This window comes from Xanthomonas sp. LMG 8993, assembly GCF_009835065.2.
Taxonomy (GTDB): domain Bacteria; phylum Pseudomonadota; class Gammaproteobacteria; order Xanthomonadales; family Xanthomonadaceae; genus Xanthomonas; species Xanthomonas arboricola.
In genome coordinates this window covers 88,486-107,257 of the sequence record NZ_QVIF02000004.1, presented here as the reverse complement: position 1 = coordinate 107,257, position 18,772 = coordinate 88,486, and the positions used below count along the sequence as shown (strand labels likewise).

The following is an 18,772-nucleotide window of genomic DNA, read 5'->3' as shown; positions in this document are numbered from 1 at the left end:
CTGATGGACGTGCTGCTGGCAGGGGCCACCGGTCTGGTCGGCGGACATGTTTTGCAACAGCTGCTGGCCGACGCGCGCTGTACCGGCGTGGTGGCGATCACGCGCCGGCCGTTGTCGCAGATCCATCCCAAGCTGCGCAACCATGTGATCGATTTCGAGCGCCTGGACCACTGGACCGCGCCGCGCATGGAAGCGGCCATCTGCGCCCTGGGCAGCACGATGAAACAGGCCGGCTCGCGCGAGGCGTTCTACCGCATCGATCACGACTACCCGATGGCGCTGGCACGCGCCGTCTGCGCGCAGGGCACCTCGGTGTTCGTGCTGAATTCGGCGGCCGGTGCCGATGCGCACTCGCGCATCTTCTACAACCGCGTCAAGGGCGAACTGGAACGCGACCTGCGCGCGGTCGGCTTCCCCTCGCTCACCTTCGTGCGCCCGGGCCTGATCGGCGGCGAACGCGAGCAGCGGCGCACCGGCGAACACATCGGCAGCCTCGTGCTGGGCGCGCTCGGCCCACTGCTACCACGCCGCTTCCGCATCAACCCGGCCGAACGCATCGCCGCCGCCATGGTGAGCGCCGCGCTGGCACCGGCGCGTGGCGAGCACAGCGTCGAGGCGGCGGAGTTGGTTGGCTAACGCCGCCTCATCGCCTCGTCGCGAGGCAGCCGGATAGAGGTGAGGCGCCGCCGTATTGTAGGAGCGTGCCTGCGCGCGACGGGGCATTACCAGTAGCTTCATCGCGCGCAGGCACGCTCCTACAGGTTCACGCGCAGCAGACTGGCATCTCCGCCAGCACAAATCCCCGCTCACACTCCCAACGACTGTCCATCATCCATCATCCATCAGCACCCGCCCGTCGTCGCGAAGGTGTCGCGGATAAAGGAACCGGTCGCCGGCTGTTCGTAGGAGCGTGCCTGCGCGCGACGGGGCGTTACCGATAGAGCTTCGTCGCGCGCAGGCACGCTCCTACCGGTTGGCCGACAGCGGATCGGCGTGTTCGCCAGCACAAATCCCCGCTCACACCCCCAACGACTGCCCGCCATCCACCGCCAGTACCTGTCCGGTGATCCAGCGCGCCTGCGGCGATGCAAGAAACAACGCCGCATCGGCGATGTGCTGCACTTGACCGAATCCGCCGAACGGGATGCTGTCGCGGATGCGGGCATACAGCTCCGGTTCTTCATCGCGGCGGCGGGCCCATAGCCCGTCCGGAAACTCGATAGAGCCTGGAGCGATCGCGTTGACGCGGATGCGCTCGCGGGCGAGCTCGGCGGCCAGCGTGGTGGTGTAGTAATTGAGCGCCGCCTTGGCGGTGGAATAGGCGATCGCACGTGGTGTGGGGCGTTGCGCATTGATCGAGCTGATATTGAGGATCACTGCCGCGTCGCTGTTGCGCAGGTGCGGTAGCGCGGCGCGATTGCAGCGCACTGCGGCCATCAGATCCACGTCCAGGCCGGCTTGCCAGCTCGAATCGTCGTTGCCATGTCCATAGCCGGAGGCGTTGTTGATCACCACGTCCAGACCATTCAGTGCCTGCGCTGCGGCCTGCACATAGGCCTCGATTTGCGCAGCGTCCGACAGGTCGCAGGCGAAGGTGTGTACCGGGGCTCCATGAGGCGCCAACGCGTGGGCGGCCTGTGCCAGGCCATCGGCATTGCGTGCGCACAGCGAGACCTGCGCGCCGTTGCGGACGAACGCTTCGGCAATCGCCAGGCCGATGCCACGGCTGCCGCCGGCGATCAGCACGCGTTGATTGCGCGGCGAGATTTGCGTGGGTGCTGCGGAAATGGACATGGCGGACACTCGATCGGAAACCGACATTATCGAGCAGCCCGGTCATGACGCGGTGCTCGGCGCCGTTGCAGTGTTGAACGCAGCATCGCAATGTCTGCTCTCCGTTCCACAACTTCCACCGCTTCTGCCAACGACGCGCCGGCCACCGCGCGTAACGGGGCATGCGATCTACTGCGCTCATCCTCAGGCGTGCGGCGGTGCTCGGAATTGCCATGTGCTACACGTACCCTCAGGTTTTGAGCGCGCCGTCCACACGCCCCGAGCGATTGCTCGCTACGTGTTGTCAGCCACCCCAAATCGCGGTGCGCAGCGCTGCGCTGCGAGCCAGGTTGGGGGCCATGCACCGACACCTGGCTGCGGCCGCGTGCGCTGTCATCTTTGTGCAATACCGTGCGCACGCAGCTTGCAACGCAAGCCTCATCACCAAGCATGATCAGCTCATGCGTTTTCGATTGCTCGCCGCTAACCATTTGTTTACACGTTTGCGCCGCGCTGCGGGCACAACGTGCGGGTCATTCAGTGGGAGTTGCACATGGAAACCCATATCACCGTCATCGGTGCCGGCTTCTGCGGCACCGCGCTGGTCCGTGCGCTGGCGCAGACGGCCGATGCGCAGGTGCGTATCACCCTGGTCGGCGTGACCGAGACCTTCGGCAGCGGCATCGCCTATGGTGCCGCCCGGCCGGAGCACCTGCTCAACGTGCGTGCCAAGGACCTGGGCATCGATGCGCAGGCGCCAGGCGCCTTCGCCGATACCCTGCATCTGGGCGACAGCGGGCGACTGGAATTCCTGCCGCGCCTTGCCTATGGCGATTATCTGCGCAGCGAGCTGGATACCGCGGTCAGTGGCGCGCAGGCGTCGATCGTGCGGCTGTCGCAGGAAGCGGTGGCGGTGGAGCGTGCGCGCAAGGGCTTTCGCGTGTTCCTGGCCAATGGCGATGCCTTCCACAGCGATCGGGTGGTGCTGGCGGTGGGCGCACTGCAGCCGCAGGCGTTGGCCGGGATCGGCCCGCGCCTGAGCGTGCATCCGCGCTACATCGGCTGGCCGTGGCAGGGCGATGCCCTGGCGCGCCTGTCGCCGGACGACGATGTGCTGATCGTCGGCACCGGGCTGACCATGGTGGATGTGGCATTGACCCTGCACACGCGCGGGCATCGTGGCCGCCTGCTGGCGATCTCGCGACGCGGCCTTGCGCCGCAGGCGCATCTGCGCCAGCCGGGTGCAGCGCTGGAATTGCCGCCGCATCTGCAGCGCGCACTCAAGGATGCCGACCTGCGTGGCCTGCTGCGCGGCGTACGGCAATTGAGTGCAGTGGTCGACGACTGGCGACGCGTGGTGGATGCCTTGCGCCCGCATCTGCAACCGCTGTGGCAGCGGCTGGAGTTGCCGCAGCGTGCGCGTTTCCTGCGCCATCTGCGCCCGTATTGGGAGGTGGCGCGGCACCGCGTTGCGCCGGGCGCAGCGGAACAGCTGGCGCAATTGCAGCAATCGGGGCAACTGCAGATCGTCGCAGCGCGCCTGCTGCGTGCGCGTTGGGTGCCCGATGGCGTGGAAGCGGTGATTCGCCCGCGTGGATCGGCCGACGCGCAGACCGATCATTACGATGCGGTGATCCGCGCCACAGGGTTGGACACCGATATCGACCGCACCAGCGACCCGTTGATCGCCGGCATGCGCGAGGCTGGGCTGTTGCGTGCCGATCCGCTGGGCCTGGGCGTGGACACCGATGCGCAACTGCGCGTGCGCGATGGTGCCGGACAGATCGTGCCGGGGCTGTATTGCGTGGGCCCGCTGCTACGCGGACGCTATTGGGAAATCACCGCCGTGCCGGAGTTGCGTGTGGCCACACGTGCCCTGGCAGACCGTCTGTTGCTGGGCGCGATGCCGGCGTTACAGCCGGAGCCGGAACAGGTGCGGCGCGAGGTCAATGCGCGCTTGTAGCTGGGTGGATTTGCATTGCAGCTTTTTGATGGTTGTATGAAGTTGAAGCTGTGACGAGTGCGAGTTTGGGCCTTCTCTCATCGAGAGAGTGCCTCATCACCCTGCATCTTGAACCCTTCTCCCATCGGGAGAAGGTGGCGCGCCAGCGCCGGATGAGGGTAGGCGCGCAGCCCCGTGGGGTTGGATGATGCCGCTTTGAAAAAGTTGCTTCCGGTCGACGCTCGCCAGTAGCAGCATTTTTTTGTGTGTGCATCAGACGTTTGCGTAATGCTCGTGTCGTCTGTCGTCTGTCGTCTGTCGTCTGTCGTCGACCGACATTCCTTCGTCTTTTTCTGGCGATAGAAGCGCCCGATCACGCAACAAACGGCCTCTGCGCGCGCAGGCATAGCCCGCACGGCGCAATCTCGCGCGGACATCGCCAAACAGCGCAATCATGCCGCGTGATGCGTAGCGCAGTGCGCCGTTGCAGACAGGACTGGGTCATGTTGACGGCCCTGGGCTGATTACAGTCCAGGTCGCTTCCTTCCCTCATCCTGGAGTTCGCCATGCCCCGTCTTGCTCCCGCTGCCCTGCTCGCCACGCTGTGCGCCTGCGCGCTGCCCGCCTGGGCCAGCGAATCGCTCAATACCCGTGCGGAAGTGCTCGCAGCCCTGGAATCCGGTTACGACGTCAGCCTGACCACCGATCTTGGCCGCTGCACACCCGAACAAGGCACGCCGGTCACCCAGACCCGTGGCGGCCGCCATATCGATGCGTACCGCATCACCGAGGACGGCACTGCCGCGTTCTCTGGTTCGCACTTCACCGTGGCCAACGACGGCAAGCCGATTCAGCAGTTCATGCGCTACCAGCTGCGCCCGGATGGCAGCGTGCGTTTCACCACCTACATGTACGACCTGCCGGGTCTGCAGCAACGCGGGCCAGTGCTGGCGTATCAATGCACGATCAATCAAGGCATCCGTTTCCACGCCGGTTGACCACATGACGACTGCGCGGGCTGCAGCAGCCATCGCGTGCACGGCGACGCGCAGTCGTTATCTGCACCCGGGTCGCGGAGAGGACAGCGAGTTTTCTTCCGCCAAGGATGCAGGACCCGCTTGGCGCACAGACGACGCCCACCGATATGAGGCAAGCGCCGCAGTTTGCGGTTGCCCGTTAGCGACCTTGTCCGTGCTTGCGTCAGCGCGGTGACGACTGCTGCAGCGCAACTGCGTCGGCGGTGCTGGATTGCCAGCCGCCACCCAGCGCCCTGAAGGTGGCCACCGCACTGCGCGCGGCATCCGTGCGCGCCTGCACCTGCGCATCGGACGCGCGAAGCAGCTGCTCGTCGGCATTCAACACTTCGATCAGGCTGACCACGCCCTTTTCGTAGGCCAGCGCCGACGCGGTGCGCGCCTTGCCCAGTGCGTCCACGCCTTGCGCGAGCACGCTGGCTTGTTGTTCGCGTTTGACCAGTGCGGTGAATGCATTTTCGACGTCCTCGGTGGCGCGCAGGACCGCCAGGCGATACGCCGCCAGCTGCTCGGCTTCCTGGCCCTTGGCCTGGGCGATCTGCGCATTGATGCGGCCGAAGTCGAACAGCCGCCAGCGCAGGCCCAGCACGCCGGCGGACTGGCTGGCATCGCCGGTGAACAGGTTGGCGCCGGAGATCGCGGTGGCGCTGCCGAGCAGTCCACTGAGCGAGAATTTGGGGTAGTACTCGGCCATCGCCACGCCGATGCGCGCGTTCGACGCTGCCAGCCTGCGCTCGGCCGCGATCAGATCGGGGCGGCGCCGCAGCAGGTCGCCGGGCGTGCCCGTCTCGGCGATCCGCGGCGCAAGCGGAATCGGTTTGGTGGCGGCCAGTTCCGCGCGGTGCGTGCCAGGCGGCACACCCAGCATCACGTCCAGGGCGTTCATCGCCGCGACCAGGGCGCTTTCGATGCCGGGCACCGAGGCCTGCGCCTGTGCCAGCGCGCCTTGCGCCTGGTGCAGTTGCAACTCCGGCGCGAGCCCCTTGCCATGCAACAGCGTCACCATCGACAGCAGGCCCTGCTGGGTGGCGACCTGGCGCTGCGCCACCTCCAGCCGTGCCTGCAGGCCGCGGATGCTGATGTAGATATCGGCGGTCTGCGCCGCCACCGCCAGGCGGGTGGCGGCGGCGCCGGCTTCGCTGGCCTGGTAGTCGGCCAGTGCGGCCTGGCGCCCGCGACGCAGGCCGCCGAACAGATCCAGCTCCCAGCTCGCGCCCAGGTTGGCTTCGTAGCTGCTGGCGTAGCGGTCGAAGTTGGGCGTGCTGTTGAGCACCTGGCCGAGCGGCGTTTCCAATGACTGGTAGGCGCGGGTCGCGTTGCCGCTGATGTTGCCTGAAGGCAGCAGCGCAGCAGTGGCGGCGGTCAGGCCGGCGCGGGCCTGGGTGACGCGCGCGGTGGCCTGGGCCAGGTCCAGGTTCTGCGCCAGCGCTTGGGCGACGTAGCGGCTCAGGTCGGCGTCGTCGAAGCCGGTCCACCAGGTCGAAAGCTCGGCCGGTCGCGCTGCCGGGCGCACTTCGACTGCCGCTTGGCCTGCATAACGGTCTGGCAGGGGCGCTGCGGGGCGGGTGTAGGTCGGACCGACTGCGCAGCCCGTGGCAAGGCTGGCAACGACAAGCAGGGCAACAGGACGGAACGGGGACATGGCAGACCGGGCGGGCAGGGATAAGGTGTGACTATAATACGAAATGGTCACTTTTGTATGTGGGGCGCTGGGGCGCTAAGCTGGCGGCATGAGCAAGACATCCAGCTATCCGGTTTCGGGCCGCGGCCCGGCCGACCATGACGTGCGCGATCAGATCGTGATTGCGGCCACCGAGCATTTCAGCCGCTACGGCTACGAGAAGACCGCGGTTTCGGACCTGGCCAAGGCGATCGGGTTCTCCAAGGCCTATATCTACAAGTTCTTCGAATCCAAGCAGGCCATCGGCGAGATGATCTGCAGCAACTGCCTGCGCGAAATCGAGACCGAGGTGCGTGCCGCGGTCGACGAGGCGGAGCAGCCGCCGGAAAAATTACGCAGGCTTTTCAAGGTGATGATCGAGGCGAGCCTCCGGCTGTTCTTCCAGGATCGCAAGCTGTACGAGATCGCCACCTCGGCGGCCACCGAGCGCTGGCAATCGGTCCGCGCCTATGAAGTGCGCATCCAGACGCTGCTGCAGGATGTGCTGCAGCAAGGCCGGCAAAGTGGTGATTTCGAGCGCAAGACGCCACTGGACGAGGCCACGCAGGCGATTTACATGGTGCTGCGCCCCTACATGAACCCGCTGCTGCTGCAGCACAGCCTGGAGCAGGCCGACGAGGTGCCGGTGCTGTTGTCGAGCCTGGTGCTGCGCAGCCTATCGCCCTAAATTCGTTTGTGACTATTGACTGATTTAGTCACAAGTCTCAGGATGCGAGCCTTCATCAGCTCGCTCCTGGATTTGCCATGCATCGGCGCCTCGTTACCTCTGCCGCTTTCTGTGTGCTGCCGCTGGCATTGATTGCCTGCGGCAAGGCGCCCCCCTCCGACCCGCGTACCGCGGCTCCGCTGGTGCGGGTGGCCATCGTCGAAGAAGCTGGTGCAGCGGCGCGCAGCTTCTCCGGCACGGTCGCGGCCCGTGTACAGAGCGACCTGGGGTTCCGGGTCGCCGGTAAGGTGCAGGAGCGTCTGGTCGATGCCGGCCAGCGCGTGAAACGTGGCCAGCCGCTGCTGCGGATCGACCCGGTCGACCTCAAGCTCGCCGCGCGGGCGCAGCAGGACGCGGTGGCGGCCGCGCAGGCGCGCGCCCAGCAGGCGGGTGAGGATGAAGCGCGCTACCGCGATCTGCGTGGCACCGGCGCCATCTCGGCTTCGGCCTACGACCAGATCAAGGCCGCCGCCGACGCCGCCAGGGCGCAGCTGAGCGCCGCCCAAGCGCAGGCCGAAGTAGCCCGCAACGCCAACCGCTACACCGACCTGCTGGCCGACGCCGATGGCGTGGTGATGGAGACGCTGGTCGAACCGGGCCAGGTCGTCGCGGCCGGGCAGCCGGTGGTGCGGCTGGCGCATGCCGGCCGCCGCGAGGCGGTGATCCAGTTGCCGGAAACCCTGCGCCCGCAGGTCGGCTCGGTGGCGCAGGCCACCTTGTTCGGCAATGCCGCTGTCACCGTGCCGGCGACCTTGCGCCAGCTGTCCGAAAGCGCCGACCGGCTGACCCGCACCTTCGAGGCACGTTACGTGCTCGATGGCGCACTGGGCGATGCGCCGCTGGGCACCACCGTCAGCCTGCGCATCGCCGATGGCACGGCCGCCGGCCCGCAGGCCGGGCTGCAGGTGCCGCTGGCCGCGCTGTTCGATGCCGGCAAGGGGCCGGGCGTGTGGGTGATTGCCGGCAATCCGGCCAAGGTGCGCTGGCGGCCGGTGACGGTGCTGGGCCTGGACGACGACCATGCCACGGTTGCCGGCAAGCTGGCGCGCGGTGAGCGCATCGTGGCACTGGGTGCGCACCTGTTGCGCGACGGCGAGCAGGTGCGGGTGGTCAACACGATTGCGCCTGCCGCCGGCGCCACGACCGGCGCCAAGGCCGCGGCCGCGGCAGGAGCGCAGCCGTGAGCGAAGGCCGGTTCAATCTTTCCGCGCTGGCGGTGCGCGAGCGCTCGATCACGCTGTTCCTGATCGTCCTGATTTCGCTGGCCGGCCTGGTCGCCTTCCTCAAGCTTGGCCGGGCCGAAGACCCGGCCTTCACCGTCAAGGTCATGACCATCGTGACCGCCTGGCCCGGCGCCACGCCGCAGGAAATGCAGGACCAGGTCGCCGAGAAACTCGAAAAGCGCCTGCAGGAGCTGCGCTGGTACGACCGCAGCGAAACCTATACGCGCCCCGGGCTTGCGTTCACGACCTTGACCTTGCTGGACAGCACACCACCCAGCCAGGTGCAGGAGCAGTTCTATCAGGCGCGCAAGAAGGTGGGCGACGAAGTCGGCAACCTGCCGGCCGGCGTGATCGGGCCGATGGTCAACGACGAATATGCCGACGTCACCTTCGCGCTGTTCGCGCTCAAGGCCAAGGGCGAGCCGCAACGTTTGCTTGCGCGCGATGCGGAAAGCCTGCGCCAGCGCCTGTTGCACGTGCCGGGCGTCAAGAAGGTCAACATCATCGGAGAACAGCCCGAGCGCATCTTTGTCGAGTTCTCGCACGAGCGCCTGGCCACGCTGGGCGTGGATCCGCAGGAGGTGTTTGCCGCGCTCAATGCGCAGAACACCTTGAATGCGGCAGGTTCGGTGGAGACGCGCGGGCCGCAGGTGTTCATTCGCCTGGACGGTGCGCTCGACAGCCTGCAGAAGATCCGCGACACCCCGCTGGTGGTGCAGGGCCGCACCCTGAAACTGTCGGATATCGCCACGGTCAAACGCGGCTACGAAGATCCGTCCACCTTCATGATCCGCAGTGGCGGCGAGCCGGCGTTGCTGCTGGGCATCATCATGCGCGATGGCTGGAACGGGCTGGATCTGGGCAAGTCGCTGGACAGCGAAGTGGGCGCAATCAATGCCGAGCTGCCGCTGGGCATGACCCTGAGCAAGGTCACCGATCAGGCGGTCAACATCGACGCGTCGGTGGGCGAGTTCATGACCAAGTTCTTCGTCGCACTGCTGGTGGTGATGCTGGTGTGCTTCGTCAGCATGGGCTGGCGCGTGGGTATCGTGGTGGCGGCCGCGGTGCCGCTGACGCTGGCGGCGGTGTTCGTGGTGATGCTGGCCACCGGCAAGAACTTCGACCGCATCACGCTGGGGTCGTTGATCCTGGCGCTGGGATTGCTGGTGGACGACGCCATCATCGCGATCGAGATGATGGTGGTGAAGATGGAGGAAGGCTATAGCCGCGTCGCCGCATCGGCCTATGCGTGGAGCCATACCGCCGCGCCGATGCTGTCCGGCACGCTGGTGACCGCGGTCGGCTTCATGCCGAACGGCTTTGCCGCCTCCACTGCCGGCGAATACACCAGCAACATGTTCTGGATCGTGGGGATCGCGCTGATTGTGTCGTGGGTGGTGGCAGTGGTGTTCACGCCTTATCTGGGCGTCAAGATGCTGCCGGATCTGAAGAAGATCGAAGGCGGCCACGCCGCGCTGTACGACACGCCGCGCTACAACCGCTTCCGCAATGCGCTGGCACGCGTCATCGCGCGCAAGTGGTTGGTGGCCGGCTCGGTGGTGGGCCTGTTCGTGCTTGCGATCCTGGGCATGGGCATCGTCAAGAAGCAGTTCTTCCCGATCTCCGATCGCCCTGAAGTGCTGGTCGAAGTGCAACTGCCGTACGGCAGCTCGATCACCCAGACCAGCGCGGCCACGGCCAAGCTGGAAGCCTGGCTGGCCAAACAGGACGAAGCGAAGATTGTCACCGCGTATATCGGCCAGGGCGCGCCGCGTTTCTTCCTGGCGATGGGCCCGGAGTTGCCGGATCCGTCGTTCGCCAAGATCGTGGTGCGCACCGACAACCAGCACAAGCGCGACGCATTGAAGCTGCGCATGCGCAAGGCCGTTGCCGAAGGCTTGGCCCCCGAAGCACGCGTGCGCGTGACCCAACTCACCTTCGGCCCGTACTCGCAGTTTCCGGTGGCCTACCGGGTCAGCGGCGCCGACCCGCAGGTGGTGCGTGGCATCGCCGCGCAGGTCAGGCAGGTCATGCAGGACAGCCCGATGCTGCGCACCGTCAACACCGACTGGGGCACGCGCACGCCCACGTTGCATTTCACCCTAGACCAGGACCGCCTGCAGGCGTTGGGGCTGACCTCGACCGCGGTGGCGCAGCAACTGCAGTTCCTGCTCAGCGGCGTGCCGGTCACGTTGGTGCGCGAGGATATCCGCAGCGTGCAGGTGATGGCGCGCTCGGCTGGCGATACGCGCTTCGATCCGGCACGCATCGCCGACTTCACCCTGGCCGGTGCCAACGGCCAGCGCGTGCCGCTGTCGCAGGTGGGCAAGGTGGATGTGCGGATGGAAGAGCCGATCATGCGCCGCCGTGATCGGGTGCCGACGATCACCGTGGGCGGAGATGTCGACGACCAACTGCAGCCGCCGGATGTCTCGGCGGCGATCACCAGGCAGCTGCAGCCGATCATCGACACATTGCCCAGCGGTTACCAGATCAAGGAGGCCGGTTCGATCGAGGAATCCGGCAAGGCAACCACCGCGATGCTGCCGCTGTTCCCGATCATGCTGGCGGCCACCTTGCTGATCATCATCCTGCAGGTGCGTTCGATCTCGGCGATGGTGATGGTGTTTCTGACCAGCCCGCTCGGCCTGATCGGCGTGGTGCCGACCCTGATCCTGTTCCAGCAACCGTTCGGCATCAATGCGCTGGTGGGCCTGATCGCGTTGTCGGGCATTTTGATGCGCAACACGCTGATCCTGATCGGGCAGATCCATCACAACGAGGCCGAAGGGCTGGACCCGTTCCATGCGCTGGTGGAAGCCACCGTGCAGCGTGCGCGCCCTGTGATCCTGACCGCGCTGGCGGCGATCCTGGCGTTCATCCCGCTCACGCATTCGGTGTTCTGGGGCACGCTGGCCTATACGCTGATCGGCGGCACCCTGGCCGGCACGATCCTGACGCTGGTGTTCCTGCCGGCGATGTATTCGATCTGGTTCAAGATCCGGCCCGATTCCGGTAGCACCCGGGCAGCGACGCAGCACGTTTGATGCCGCCCGGCCAGGGCGGCCAAGCCGCCATTATCGAAGGCGGCGGCGCGAGGTCGTTCACCCGCGTGGGCCGCCGCCGCGGCCTGCGAGGAACTGGCAGCCGGCCGGCAGGCCGGCGTGCGGGAACCGTGGCGCCGCGCAGGGCACAGACGACAGCGCGTCCGTGCCTTGCGGTTTGCCTGGTGAGGCGGAGACTCAGACCTGGTCGGTCGGAAGCACGAAGACTTCGGCGATGTTGACGTTGGACGGTGCGTGCGCCGCGAACAGGATAGTGTCGGCACTATCCATCGGGTCCAGCATGCGAACCGTGCCGGCATAACCGGGCATCATGGCCTGATATTCCGCGCCGGTGGTCTGTGCCGGAAGCTCGGTTGCGACGATGCCCGGTTGACGCGGATGTTGTGCTTCTTGCCGACTTCCATCCGCAGGCCTTCGGTGAATGCGGTCACTGCAAACTTGCTTGCCGAGGACACCGCAAATCCCTGGCCAAACACCTTGCGCCCGGCGATCGAGGAAGTATTGAAGACGTGGCCGGACTGTTGCTTGATCATCTGCGGCAGCACCGCTGCGGCCACGTTGAGCACGCCTTTCACATTGACATCGGCAGCCAGGTGGCAGGCCGAGGTGTGCGACACGCCATCGTCGTGCATGAGGCGGCGGCGGCCTGCCCGCCTGTGCCAGCCTGCATCGACGGGCCGCCCGTCGCGCCGTAGCGGCGGCGTGTATCTATGCTGGCGCAGGGCGCGCGTTGCGTTCTCCACGCCGAGGCAGGCAAACGCTTGCGCCCATGCCGCCGGCCACCGAATCCCCGGCCATTCACCCAGAATGCCCGTGTGGCCTCACAATAGGCGGCCAGCTCCCAACCGATGTCGCCATGCGCAAGACCTACCAGCTCAACCTCGAAGGCAAGAACCGCGACCGTCTGCTGGAATCCAGCAAGCACGATATCCGCAAGTACATCCGCCGCGAGCGTCGCAAGGACTTGCCGGAAGGAGCGGATAATTGGGATTTCGACATGCGCTTCGGGGTGGACGAGGCCAGTGCTGCGCCGCTGCCGCCGGCCGAGCTGATCCGCTCGATCAATGCGCTCACCAGCGAAGGTGGCGGGCAGTTCTTCGTGGAAATCCTGCGCAAGCCCGGCAAGCGGACTCCGCGTGCCGATGGCGACAGCGCCGCGGGCGGCGAACTGGATTTCGAGCAGGACTGAGTCTTCGCGTGGTGTCCGCCTCGGCGTGACGACAGCGCGTCAGGTGTCACGCACCGCCTTCAGTCGGGCTTGCCTGCCTGTGTCGCCGCTGCGGCGCGTTGCTTGTCCTTCTTGCTCGGCCGCCTGCCCTTGATGCCGCCGTTGTCGTCCGCAGCGCGCGTGCCGTTGTTCGGCATCTGTGTTGCAGGCGCCGCGGTCGCCGGGCTCGGCTCGAACCCGGCGACCACGCTGGTCGGTACGCGCAGGCCCTGGCGTTTTTCGATCAAACGCCATTGCGGCTGGCTCTCTGCCGTGACGAAGCTGATCGCAAGGCCGCTGGCGCCGGCGCGTGCGGTGCGGCCGATGCGGTGGGTGTAATCCACTGTTGAACGCGGCAGGTCGTAATTGATCACGGCCGGCAGCGCATCGATATCGATGCCGCGTCCGGCCAGGTCGGTGGCTACCAGCACCTGCAGCTCGCGCTGTTTGAAGGCGTGCAACGTACGCTCGCGGCGGCCCTGGCTCAGTTCGCCGTGCAGCGGCTGCGCGTTGATGCCGGTCTTGCCGAGTTTTTCGGCGATTTTTTCGGCGGTGTGCCGGCTGGCGACGAACACCAGCACATGCGACCAACCATGCTCCTGCAGCAGGTGGCGCAGCAGTTGCGTGCGCTGGCCGGCATCGACGGCGATCGCGCGTTGTTCGATCGCAGGCGCAGCCTCCGGGGTGGCGGCAACGGTGATGCGCAGCGGGTCGCGCAGGCGGCGCTTGGCCAGCGAGGCGATGCCGGGCGGAAACGTGGCCGAAAACAGCACGCTCTGGCGCTGCGTCGGCAGCAAGGCCAGGATGCGATCGAGCTCGGCGCCGAAGCCCAGCTCGAGCAGACGGTCGGCTTCATCCAGCACGAGTGTGGCGACCTCGCTCAGGCGCAGCGCGTTGTGGTCGACCAGATCCAGCAGCCGCCCGGGCGTGGCGACCACGATATCGGCACCACCACGCAGGGCGAGTAGCTGCGGATTGATCGAACTGCCGCCGGTGGCCGCCACGATCTTGAGCCGCCGCGGCAGATGCGCGGCCAGTTGGCGCAAGGTGTCTTCCACCTGCGCAGCGAGTTCGCGCGTGGGCACCAGCACCAGCGCACCGAGCACGCGCGGCGCGGTGTCGGGCGCCAGGCAACGTTGCTGCAGCAGCGGCAGCGCATAGGCCAGCGTCTTGCCCGAGCCGGTCTGCGCCATCGCGATCAGGTCGCGCCCCTGCAGCATCGGCGCAATGGCCTGCTGCTGGATTGGCGTGGGTGTGTGGTGACCGGCGCGTGCCAGTGCAGTGTCGAAGAATGGCTGCAGCTGTGGCGACAGCGAGAGATGGGCAAATGACATGGGCCGATTATCCAGGCATTTGCGCTGCAATGGTCGGTGGGACGTCATGCGGGGTTGCCGCTGGGCAATGCATCGATGGGCGGGCAGGGCGCCGCAACCAGAGCGCAGCGCCGCCGCTCGGCAGCGCATCTCTCCATATCGTCCAAGTCCATCGCGGCACAATGCGTAACGCAGTCAAGACTTCGACCCATAGATTCTTAGGGGCGATCAGATGTTTGAATCAAAAGACTGGTCCGTCGAGTGCGCGGTGCCCTCACCGCTTGCGGGACACGCCGTGAATCCGTCCGTGGAGGCTCCTCGGCGGCATCCATGCCGCCGAGGGTCCCGCAACCGGCGAGGGCACCGCACCAGAAAGTTACTAGGTTGCTTCAATGAAAGCCTGCTTGTTGCTTGGCTCGTCTTGGATAACCGATTGGCCTTGCTATAGAAACAACCCATCTCATGCGCTGCTTGTAACCGCGCACACCGACCAGCTCGACTGGTCCTTGCCCGCCCACCGTCGCGGGACCTTATGCGGCATGGATGCCGCGTAAGAGCCTACAAGGACGTACTTGCGGCGTGTCCTGCGAGGGTGGGCGGGCAAGGACCCTGCAGCCAGGCCGCAGGTCAGCCGCTCTACGAGTGATCTGTCCGCAATATTCAAGCTCGCAAGACACGGAATCCGAAGCAATAAAGGCTCTACTGCGGTCTCCATGCCGCCACGGGTTCCGCAAGCGGCGAACTTATCGAACCGCGGGTCCGGTCGCGCGTGGTTGGATGCGACAAGGCGAGCCGCACCCACCAAGCGGTGGGCGCGGCCGTTCTGCTATCCGTGCCTCAGTTGGCCAGCGCCAGATCGTCCAGCAGTGCGCGCAGGAAGCGCGCGGCTTCGCCGCCGGTGGCGGCGCGGTGGTCGAAGGTCAGCGACAGCGGCATCACCTTGTGGGTTTCCACCCCGCCCATCACCGGAGTGAGTTGGTAGCGTGCGCGGCCGGCGGCGACGATGGCCACGCATGGTGGCACCACCACCGGGGTGGCGTAGCGGCCGGCGAACATGCCGAAGTTGGACAGCGAGATGGTGTAGCCGCTGAGTTCGGAGGCGGCGATGCTGCGGTTTTCCACCTGCTGGCGCAGCCGGTTGACGCTTTCGCGAATGCCGTGCGCGTCGAGCATGTCGGCATTGCGCAATGCGGGCACGAACAGGCCTTCTTCGGTATCCACTGCAATGCCGATATCCACCTGCGTGTGCAGGGTGCGGCTGAGTGCCTCGCCGTCGAACCAGGCATTGAGCGCCGGCACCGCCTGGCACGCCCGCACGATGCCGCGCACCAGCCGCACGGTGACATCGTTGCCGGGCTGCCAGGCGTGGATGTCGGCATCGTCGTTGAGCGTGGTCGGCACCACCTTGCTGTGCGCATCGGCCATGACGCGCGCCATGTTGCGACGCACGCCCTTGAGCTGCTCCGGCTGGCCTTTGGCGACCACGCCTGGCGACTGGGTGCGCATCGGTTTGCCGCTGGCAGACAGCGCTGCACGTGGTTGCGCGTTGCCGGCTGCGCTGGTTGCCGATTGCGTGCCGGCAGCGGCGTGCGAGGCGACTGCCGGCGCGTTGTTGCCGTTGCTCGGGGTGACCGAGGCGCCGGCGCGCGCTGCAGACAGCGGCGCGCTGCCGGCCGCGGCGGCCTGCTTCACATCCGCCATCGTCACCGTGCCATCCGGGCCGCTTGCGCGGATCTGGGCCAGATCCACGCGCAGCTTGCGCGCCAGCGCGCGCACGGCCGGCATCGCGCGCACGCCGCCCACGGCGATCGCCTGTTCGCTCTGCACTGCGTTGGAGCTCTGCATCGCACCGACCACGGTACCGGCGTCGTCGCGCTCGCTCTCGCCACTGGAATCGGCATCGGCAATCTCGCCGCCGTTGTCGGAGGCGACCACGCGCGCGGTCGGGCCGGCCGCGCTATCGCCGGTGCTGGGCGTGTGCGTGGGTGCAGGGCCATGCGAGTGGCCGGTGTCCTGACCATCGGCGCGCTGCGGCTGCGAGGCGTCCAGCGCGAACTGCGCCAGCATCGCACCGGTGACGATGATGTCGCCGGCGGCACCGGCGAGCTTGGTCACGGTGCCGGAAAACGGCGAGGGCACCTCGACCACCGCCTTGGCGGTCTCCATCGAGACCAGCGGATCGTCCAGGCGGACGCTGTCGCCCTCCTTGACGAACCATTCGACGATGGTGGCGTCGGGCAGGCCTTCGCCCAGGTCGGGCAGGTGGAAATTCTTGGCTTCGCTCATGGCAGGTTCTCTTGCGCCGCAGGCAGCGGCGGCGTGGTGTCGTCGAGGAGTTCGAGGTCGGCGGCCGGCAGCCAGCCCTGCATGCCATCGGCACGCTCGGACCACCACCAACCGCCATGTTCGTAATGCAGCAGCACGTCCTCGCCCTGGTGGGCATCGAGTTCGCGTGCGTCGTAGTCGCGCAGGGCTTCGGCCTGGCCGTCGCCCAGCGGGCGCAGCCAGGCCACCGGGGCCCAGCCGGCATGGCCGTCGCCGGTGTTGACCCAGGCGAAGGCCGGCCATTCCTCATCGCGCACGCCGATGGTCACCTGCTGGCCAGCGCGGAAGCGGATCGGGTTGGCGTACGCGGCGCGGTAATCGCAGAGCAGACGGGCGCGCATGTCAGCCGGCGGCCACCGCGCGACGGGCGGCGGTGACGATGCGCTCCACGCTCGGCAGGTACTTCATTTCCAGACGGAACAGCGGGATATGCGTGTCGTAGCCGGTGACGCGTTCGACCGGTGCGAGCAGGTCGTACATCGATTTTTCCGCCAGCTGCGCGGCGATCTCCGCACCGAAGCCGGCGGTGCGCGGGGCTTCCTGCACGATCACGCAGCGGCCGGTCTTGGCCACCGATTCGGCGATGGTGTCGAAGTCCAGCGGGCGCAGCGTGGCCACGTCGATGACCTCGGCGCTGATGCCTTCGCCGGCGAGTTTGTCGGCCGCTTCCAGCGCTTCCTTGACCTGCGCGCCCCAGGTGACCAGGGTGACGTCGGTGCCGTCGCGCAGCACGAAGCACACGTCCAGCGGCAGCGCCTCGCCATCGTTGGCGACCACTTCCTTGTACTGGCGGTAGATGCGCTTGGGCTCCATGTAAATCACCGGATCCGGGTCGCGGATCGCGGCCAGCAACAGGCCATAGGCGCGCTGCGGCGAGGACGGCAGCACCACACGCAAGCCGGGCACGTTGGTGAAGATGGCCTCGTTGGCTTCGCTGTGATGTTCCGGCGCGCGGATGCCGCCGCCCCACGGCACGCGCAGCACCATCGGGCAATGCAGGCGGCCGCGGGTGCGGTTGCGCAGGCGTGCGGCGTGGCAGATCAGGTGATCGACCATGGGATACACGAAGCCGTCGAATTGCGCTTCGGCCACCGGCTTCATGCCCTGCGCGGCCAGGCCGACGCTCAGGCCGGCGATGGTGGTTTCATCCAGCGGCGTGTCCAGCACCCGCTCGCTGCCGAACCGCTGCTGCAGGCCGGCGGTGGCGCGGAACACGCCGCCGTTGACGCCGACATCCTCGCCCAGCACCAGCACCGCAGGGTCGTGTTCCAGCTCCCAGGCCAGCGCCTGGGTGATGGCTTCGATCAAGGTGATGGGCGAACTCATGGCGATCTCTCCGCGCGTGGCTGCGGCGTTGTAAGGGGCGCTGGCCTGCTGCTGTGTCGCAGCCAGGTGTGACTGGTTGAGCTCATCCATGACGGGCCTCCTGCGCCATCACCTCGGCGCGCTGGGCCAGCAACTCGGCCGGCGGGTCGCCATAGAGGTAATCGAACATCGCTTCGACCGGCTGTACCGGCGTGTTGAGGTAGGCATTGACTTCTTCGTCCACGCGCGCGCCGCATTCGGCCTTCCAGGCGGTTTCCTGCGCCTCGTCCCACAGGCCCTGCGCGGTGAGATAACGGCGCAGGCGCAGCAGCGGCTCGCGCGCCCAGCCCTGCTTGACCTCTTCTTCGCCGCGGTAGCGCCGCGCATCGTCGGCGGTGGTGTGATCGGACAGGCGGTAAGTCAGGAACTCGATCACCGTGCCGCCGTCGCCGGCCAGTGCACGCGCACGCGCCTGGCGCATCGCCTCGAGCACTGCGATCAGGTCGTTGCCGTCCACCTGCAGGCAATGCAGGCCGCCGGCCAGGCCCTTCTGCGCCAGCGTCTGCGCGCCGGTCTGCGCCGAGCGCGGCACCGAGATCGCCCAGCCGTTGTTGATCACGCACAGGATCAGCGGCAGCTTGTAGGCGCCGGCCGAATTGAGCGCGGCGTAGAAGTCGGTCTTGGAGCTGCCGCCATCGCCGCAGCAGGCCACAGCGACCTGCGGCTTGCCCTGCAGCTTGAACGACAGCGCCGAACCGGCCGCGTGCAGGCACTGGGTGGAGATCGGCACGCAGATCGGGAAGTCGATCGCCGCATCGGCATCGCGCGGATAGTCGCTGCCGCGTTCGTCGCCGCCCCAGTACAGCAGCACGTCGCGCGGGCGCACGCCGCGTTCGAACATGGTGCCGTACTCGCGATAGCTGGGCGCGAACACATCGCCGCTGCGCATCGATGCGCCGATGCCCACATGGGTGGCTTCGTGGCCGAGGCAGGCCGCATAGGTGCCCAGCTTGCCGGTGCGCTGCAGCGCGACCGACTTGCTGTCGAAGGTGCGCACGAACAGCATGCGCTTGAACAGCGCGAGCAACTGTTGCGGGTTGGCGGCGTCGGCCGGCAGGTCGTCGCGGACGATCTGGCCGTCCGCATCCATGTATTGCAGGTATTCGATCTCGAACTGCGCGGCTACGCTCATTGCGGC

16 protein-coding genes and 1 other RNA gene are annotated in these 18,772 nt (G+C 67.0%); 8 read left to right on the top strand and 9 right to left on the bottom strand.

Features of this window, described 5'->3' with window-relative positions:
- The first annotated feature begins 3 nt into the window (after window positions 1–3).
- The gene (locus DYQ94_RS09510; protein WP_160955102.1) at window positions 4–636 is read left to right on the top strand and encodes an NAD(P)H-binding protein; all 633 of its coding nucleotides are present in this window, start codon (window positions 4–6) and stop codon (window positions 634–636) included.
- A gap of 381 nt (window positions 637–1,017) precedes the next feature.
- On the opposite strand, the gene DYQ94_RS09505 is transcribed toward DYQ94_RS09510, so the two are convergent.
- Window positions 1,018–1,794 (bottom strand): SDR family NAD(P)-dependent oxidoreductase, encoded by a 777-nt coding sequence (locus DYQ94_RS09505; RefSeq protein WP_126965375.1) that lies wholly within the window; start codon window positions 1,792–1,794, stop codon window positions 1,018–1,020.
- A 212-nt stretch (window positions 1,795–2,006) separates the two neighbouring features.
- Here DYQ94_RS09505 and DYQ94_RS09500 point away from each other — a divergent pair.
- The 3 genes from DYQ94_RS09500 (at window position 2,007) to DYQ94_RS09490 (ending at window position 4,713) form a co-directional block, all read left to right on the top strand.
- A non-coding RNA gene (locus DYQ94_RS09500) (sX9 sRNA) lies at window positions 2,007–2,083 on the top strand.
- A gap of 243 nt (window positions 2,084–2,326) precedes the next feature.
- Window positions 2,327–3,736 (top strand): FAD/NAD(P)-binding protein, encoded by a 1,410-nt coding sequence (locus tag DYQ94_RS09495; RefSeq protein WP_104543873.1) that lies wholly within the window; start codon window positions 2,327–2,329, stop codon window positions 3,734–3,736.
- Between the two features lie 545 nt (window positions 3,737–4,281).
- The gene (locus DYQ94_RS09490; protein WP_126965374.1) at window positions 4,282–4,713 is read left to right on the top strand and encodes a VirK family protein; all 432 of its coding nucleotides are present in this window, start codon (window positions 4,282–4,284) and stop codon (window positions 4,711–4,713) included.
- A gap of 202 nt (window positions 4,714–4,915) precedes the next feature.
- Here DYQ94_RS09490 and DYQ94_RS09485 read toward each other — a convergent pair whose 3' ends face one another.
- On the bottom strand, window positions 4,916–6,391 hold the full coding sequence (locus tag DYQ94_RS09485; protein ID WP_126965373.1) for an efflux transporter outer membrane subunit: 1,476 nt from the start codon (window positions 6,389–6,391) through the stop codon (window positions 4,916–4,918).
- A gap of 88 nt (window positions 6,392–6,479) precedes the next feature.
- Between DYQ94_RS09485 and DYQ94_RS09480 the strand changes: the two genes are divergently transcribed.
- The 3 genes from DYQ94_RS09480 to DYQ94_RS09470 all read left to right on the top strand — a co-directional run bounded on the left by DYQ94_RS09480 (window position 6,480) and on the right by DYQ94_RS09470 (window position 11,406).
- Window positions 6,480–7,097: a TetR/AcrR family transcriptional regulator gene (locus DYQ94_RS09480; protein WP_039517156.1), complete on the top strand. Its 618-nt coding sequence runs from the start codon at window positions 6,480–6,482 to the stop codon at window positions 7,095–7,097.
- A 77-nt stretch (window positions 7,098–7,174) separates the two neighbouring features.
- Complete coding sequence (locus tag DYQ94_RS09475; protein ID WP_126965372.1) at window positions 7,175–8,320, top strand: efflux RND transporter periplasmic adaptor subunit; 1,146 nt, start codon at window positions 7,175–7,177, stop codon at window positions 8,318–8,320.
- Window positions 8,317–11,406, top strand: coding sequence for an efflux RND transporter permease subunit (locus DYQ94_RS09470; RefSeq protein ID WP_160955101.1), 3,090 nt, complete (start codon window positions 8,317–8,319; stop codon window positions 11,404–11,406). Before DYQ94_RS09475 ends, DYQ94_RS09470 begins: the two co-directional genes overlap by 4 nt.
- Before the next feature lie 195 nt (window positions 11,407–11,601).
- Here the strand turns inward: DYQ94_RS09470 and DYQ94_RS09465 are convergent, their stop codons facing one another.
- A complete protein-coding gene (locus DYQ94_RS09465; protein WP_255419557.1) occupies window positions 11,602–11,736 on the bottom strand; it encodes a hypothetical protein in 135 nt (44 codons plus the stop codon).
- The gene (locus tag DYQ94_RS09460; protein ID WP_202397561.1) at window positions 11,733–12,167 is read right to left on the bottom strand and encodes an SDR family oxidoreductase; all 435 of its coding nucleotides are present in this window, start codon (window positions 12,165–12,167) and stop codon (window positions 11,733–11,735) included. The genes DYQ94_RS09465 and DYQ94_RS09460 overlap by 4 nt, the downstream gene beginning before the upstream one ends.
- A 113-nt stretch (window positions 12,168–12,280) precedes the next feature.
- On the opposite strand from DYQ94_RS09460, the gene DYQ94_RS09455 reads away from it, so the two are divergent.
- Entirely contained in the window at window positions 12,281–12,613 is a 333-nt protein-coding gene (locus tag DYQ94_RS09455; protein WP_160955100.1) for a DUF6172 family protein, read from the top strand.
- 59 nt (window positions 12,614–12,672) lie between these two features.
- Here DYQ94_RS09455 and DYQ94_RS09450 read toward each other — a convergent pair whose 3' ends face one another.
- The 5 genes from DYQ94_RS09450 to pdhA all read right to left on the bottom strand — a co-directional run bounded on the left by DYQ94_RS09450 (window position 12,673) and on the right by pdhA (window position 18,766).
- Entirely contained in the window at window positions 12,673–13,965 is a 1,293-nt protein-coding gene (locus DYQ94_RS09450) for a DEAD/DEAH box helicase (protein WP_126965370.1), read from the bottom strand.
- 816 nt (window positions 13,966–14,781) lie between these two features.
- Window positions 14,782–16,230 carry a dihydrolipoamide acetyltransferase family protein gene (locus tag DYQ94_RS09445; protein WP_160955099.1) on the bottom strand — a complete coding sequence of 483 codons (1,449 nt, stop codon included), beginning with the start codon at window positions 16,228–16,230 and terminating at the stop codon, window positions 14,782–14,784.
- Entirely contained in the window at window positions 16,227–16,610 is a 384-nt protein-coding gene (locus DYQ94_RS09440; protein WP_016901649.1) for an SH3 domain-containing protein, read from the bottom strand. Before DYQ94_RS09440 ends, DYQ94_RS09445 begins: the two co-directional genes overlap by 4 nt.
- Before the next feature lies 1 nt (window position 16,611).
- Window positions 16,612–17,685 (bottom strand): alpha-ketoacid dehydrogenase subunit beta, encoded by a 1,074-nt coding sequence (locus DYQ94_RS09435; RefSeq protein ID WP_039515775.1) that lies wholly within the window; start codon window positions 17,683–17,685, stop codon window positions 16,612–16,614.
- Entirely contained in the window at window positions 17,678–18,766 is a 1,089-nt protein-coding gene (gene pdhA, locus DYQ94_RS09430; RefSeq protein ID WP_016901647.1) for a pyruvate dehydrogenase (acetyl-transferring) E1 component subunit alpha, read from the bottom strand. The genes DYQ94_RS09435 and pdhA overlap by 8 nt, the downstream gene beginning before the upstream one ends.
- Window positions 18,767–18,772 lie beyond the last annotated feature (6 nt).

Coding starts and splice junctions, on each gene's coding strand:
- DYQ94_RS09510 (WP_160955102.1), top strand. CDS start 4: ATGGACGTGCTGCTGGCAGGGGCCACCGGTCTGGTCGGCGGACATGTT.
- DYQ94_RS09505 (WP_126965375.1), bottom strand. CDS start 1,794: ATGTCCATTTCCGCAGCACCCACGCAAATCTCGCCGCGCAATCAACGC.
- DYQ94_RS09495 (WP_104543873.1), top strand. CDS start 2,327: ATGGAAACCCATATCACCGTCATCGGTGCCGGCTTCTGCGGCACCGCG.
- DYQ94_RS09490 (WP_126965374.1), top strand. CDS start 4,282: ATGCCCCGTCTTGCTCCCGCTGCCCTGCTCGCCACGCTGTGCGCCTGC.
- DYQ94_RS09485 (WP_126965373.1), bottom strand. CDS start 6,391: ATGTCCCCGTTCCGTCCTGTTGCCCTGCTTGTCGTTGCCAGCCTTGCC.
- DYQ94_RS09480 (WP_039517156.1), top strand. CDS start 6,480: ATGAGCAAGACATCCAGCTATCCGGTTTCGGGCCGCGGCCCGGCCGAC.
- DYQ94_RS09475 (WP_126965372.1), top strand. CDS start 7,175: ATGCATCGGCGCCTCGTTACCTCTGCCGCTTTCTGTGTGCTGCCGCTG.
- DYQ94_RS09465 (WP_255419557.1), bottom strand. CDS start 11,736: ATGATGCCCGGTTATGCCGGCACGGTTCGCATGCTGGACCCGATGGAT.
- DYQ94_RS09455 (WP_160955100.1), top strand. CDS start 12,281: ATGCGCAAGACCTACCAGCTCAACCTCGAAGGCAAGAACCGCGACCGT.
- DYQ94_RS09450 (WP_126965370.1), bottom strand. CDS start 13,965: ATGTCATTTGCCCATCTCTCGCTGTCGCCACAGCTGCAGCCATTCTTC.
- DYQ94_RS09445 (WP_160955099.1), bottom strand. CDS start 16,230: ATGAGCGAAGCCAAGAATTTCCACCTGCCCGACCTGGGCGAAGGCCTG.
- DYQ94_RS09440 (WP_016901649.1), bottom strand. CDS start 16,610: ATGCGCGCCCGTCTGCTCTGCGATTACCGCGCCGCGTACGCCAACCCG.
- DYQ94_RS09435 (WP_039515775.1), bottom strand. CDS start 17,685: ATGGATGAGCTCAACCAGTCACACCTGGCTGCGACACAGCAGCAGGCC.
- pdhA (WP_016901647.1), bottom strand. CDS start 18,766: ATGAGCGTAGCCGCGCAGTTCGAGATCGAATACCTGCAATACATGGAT.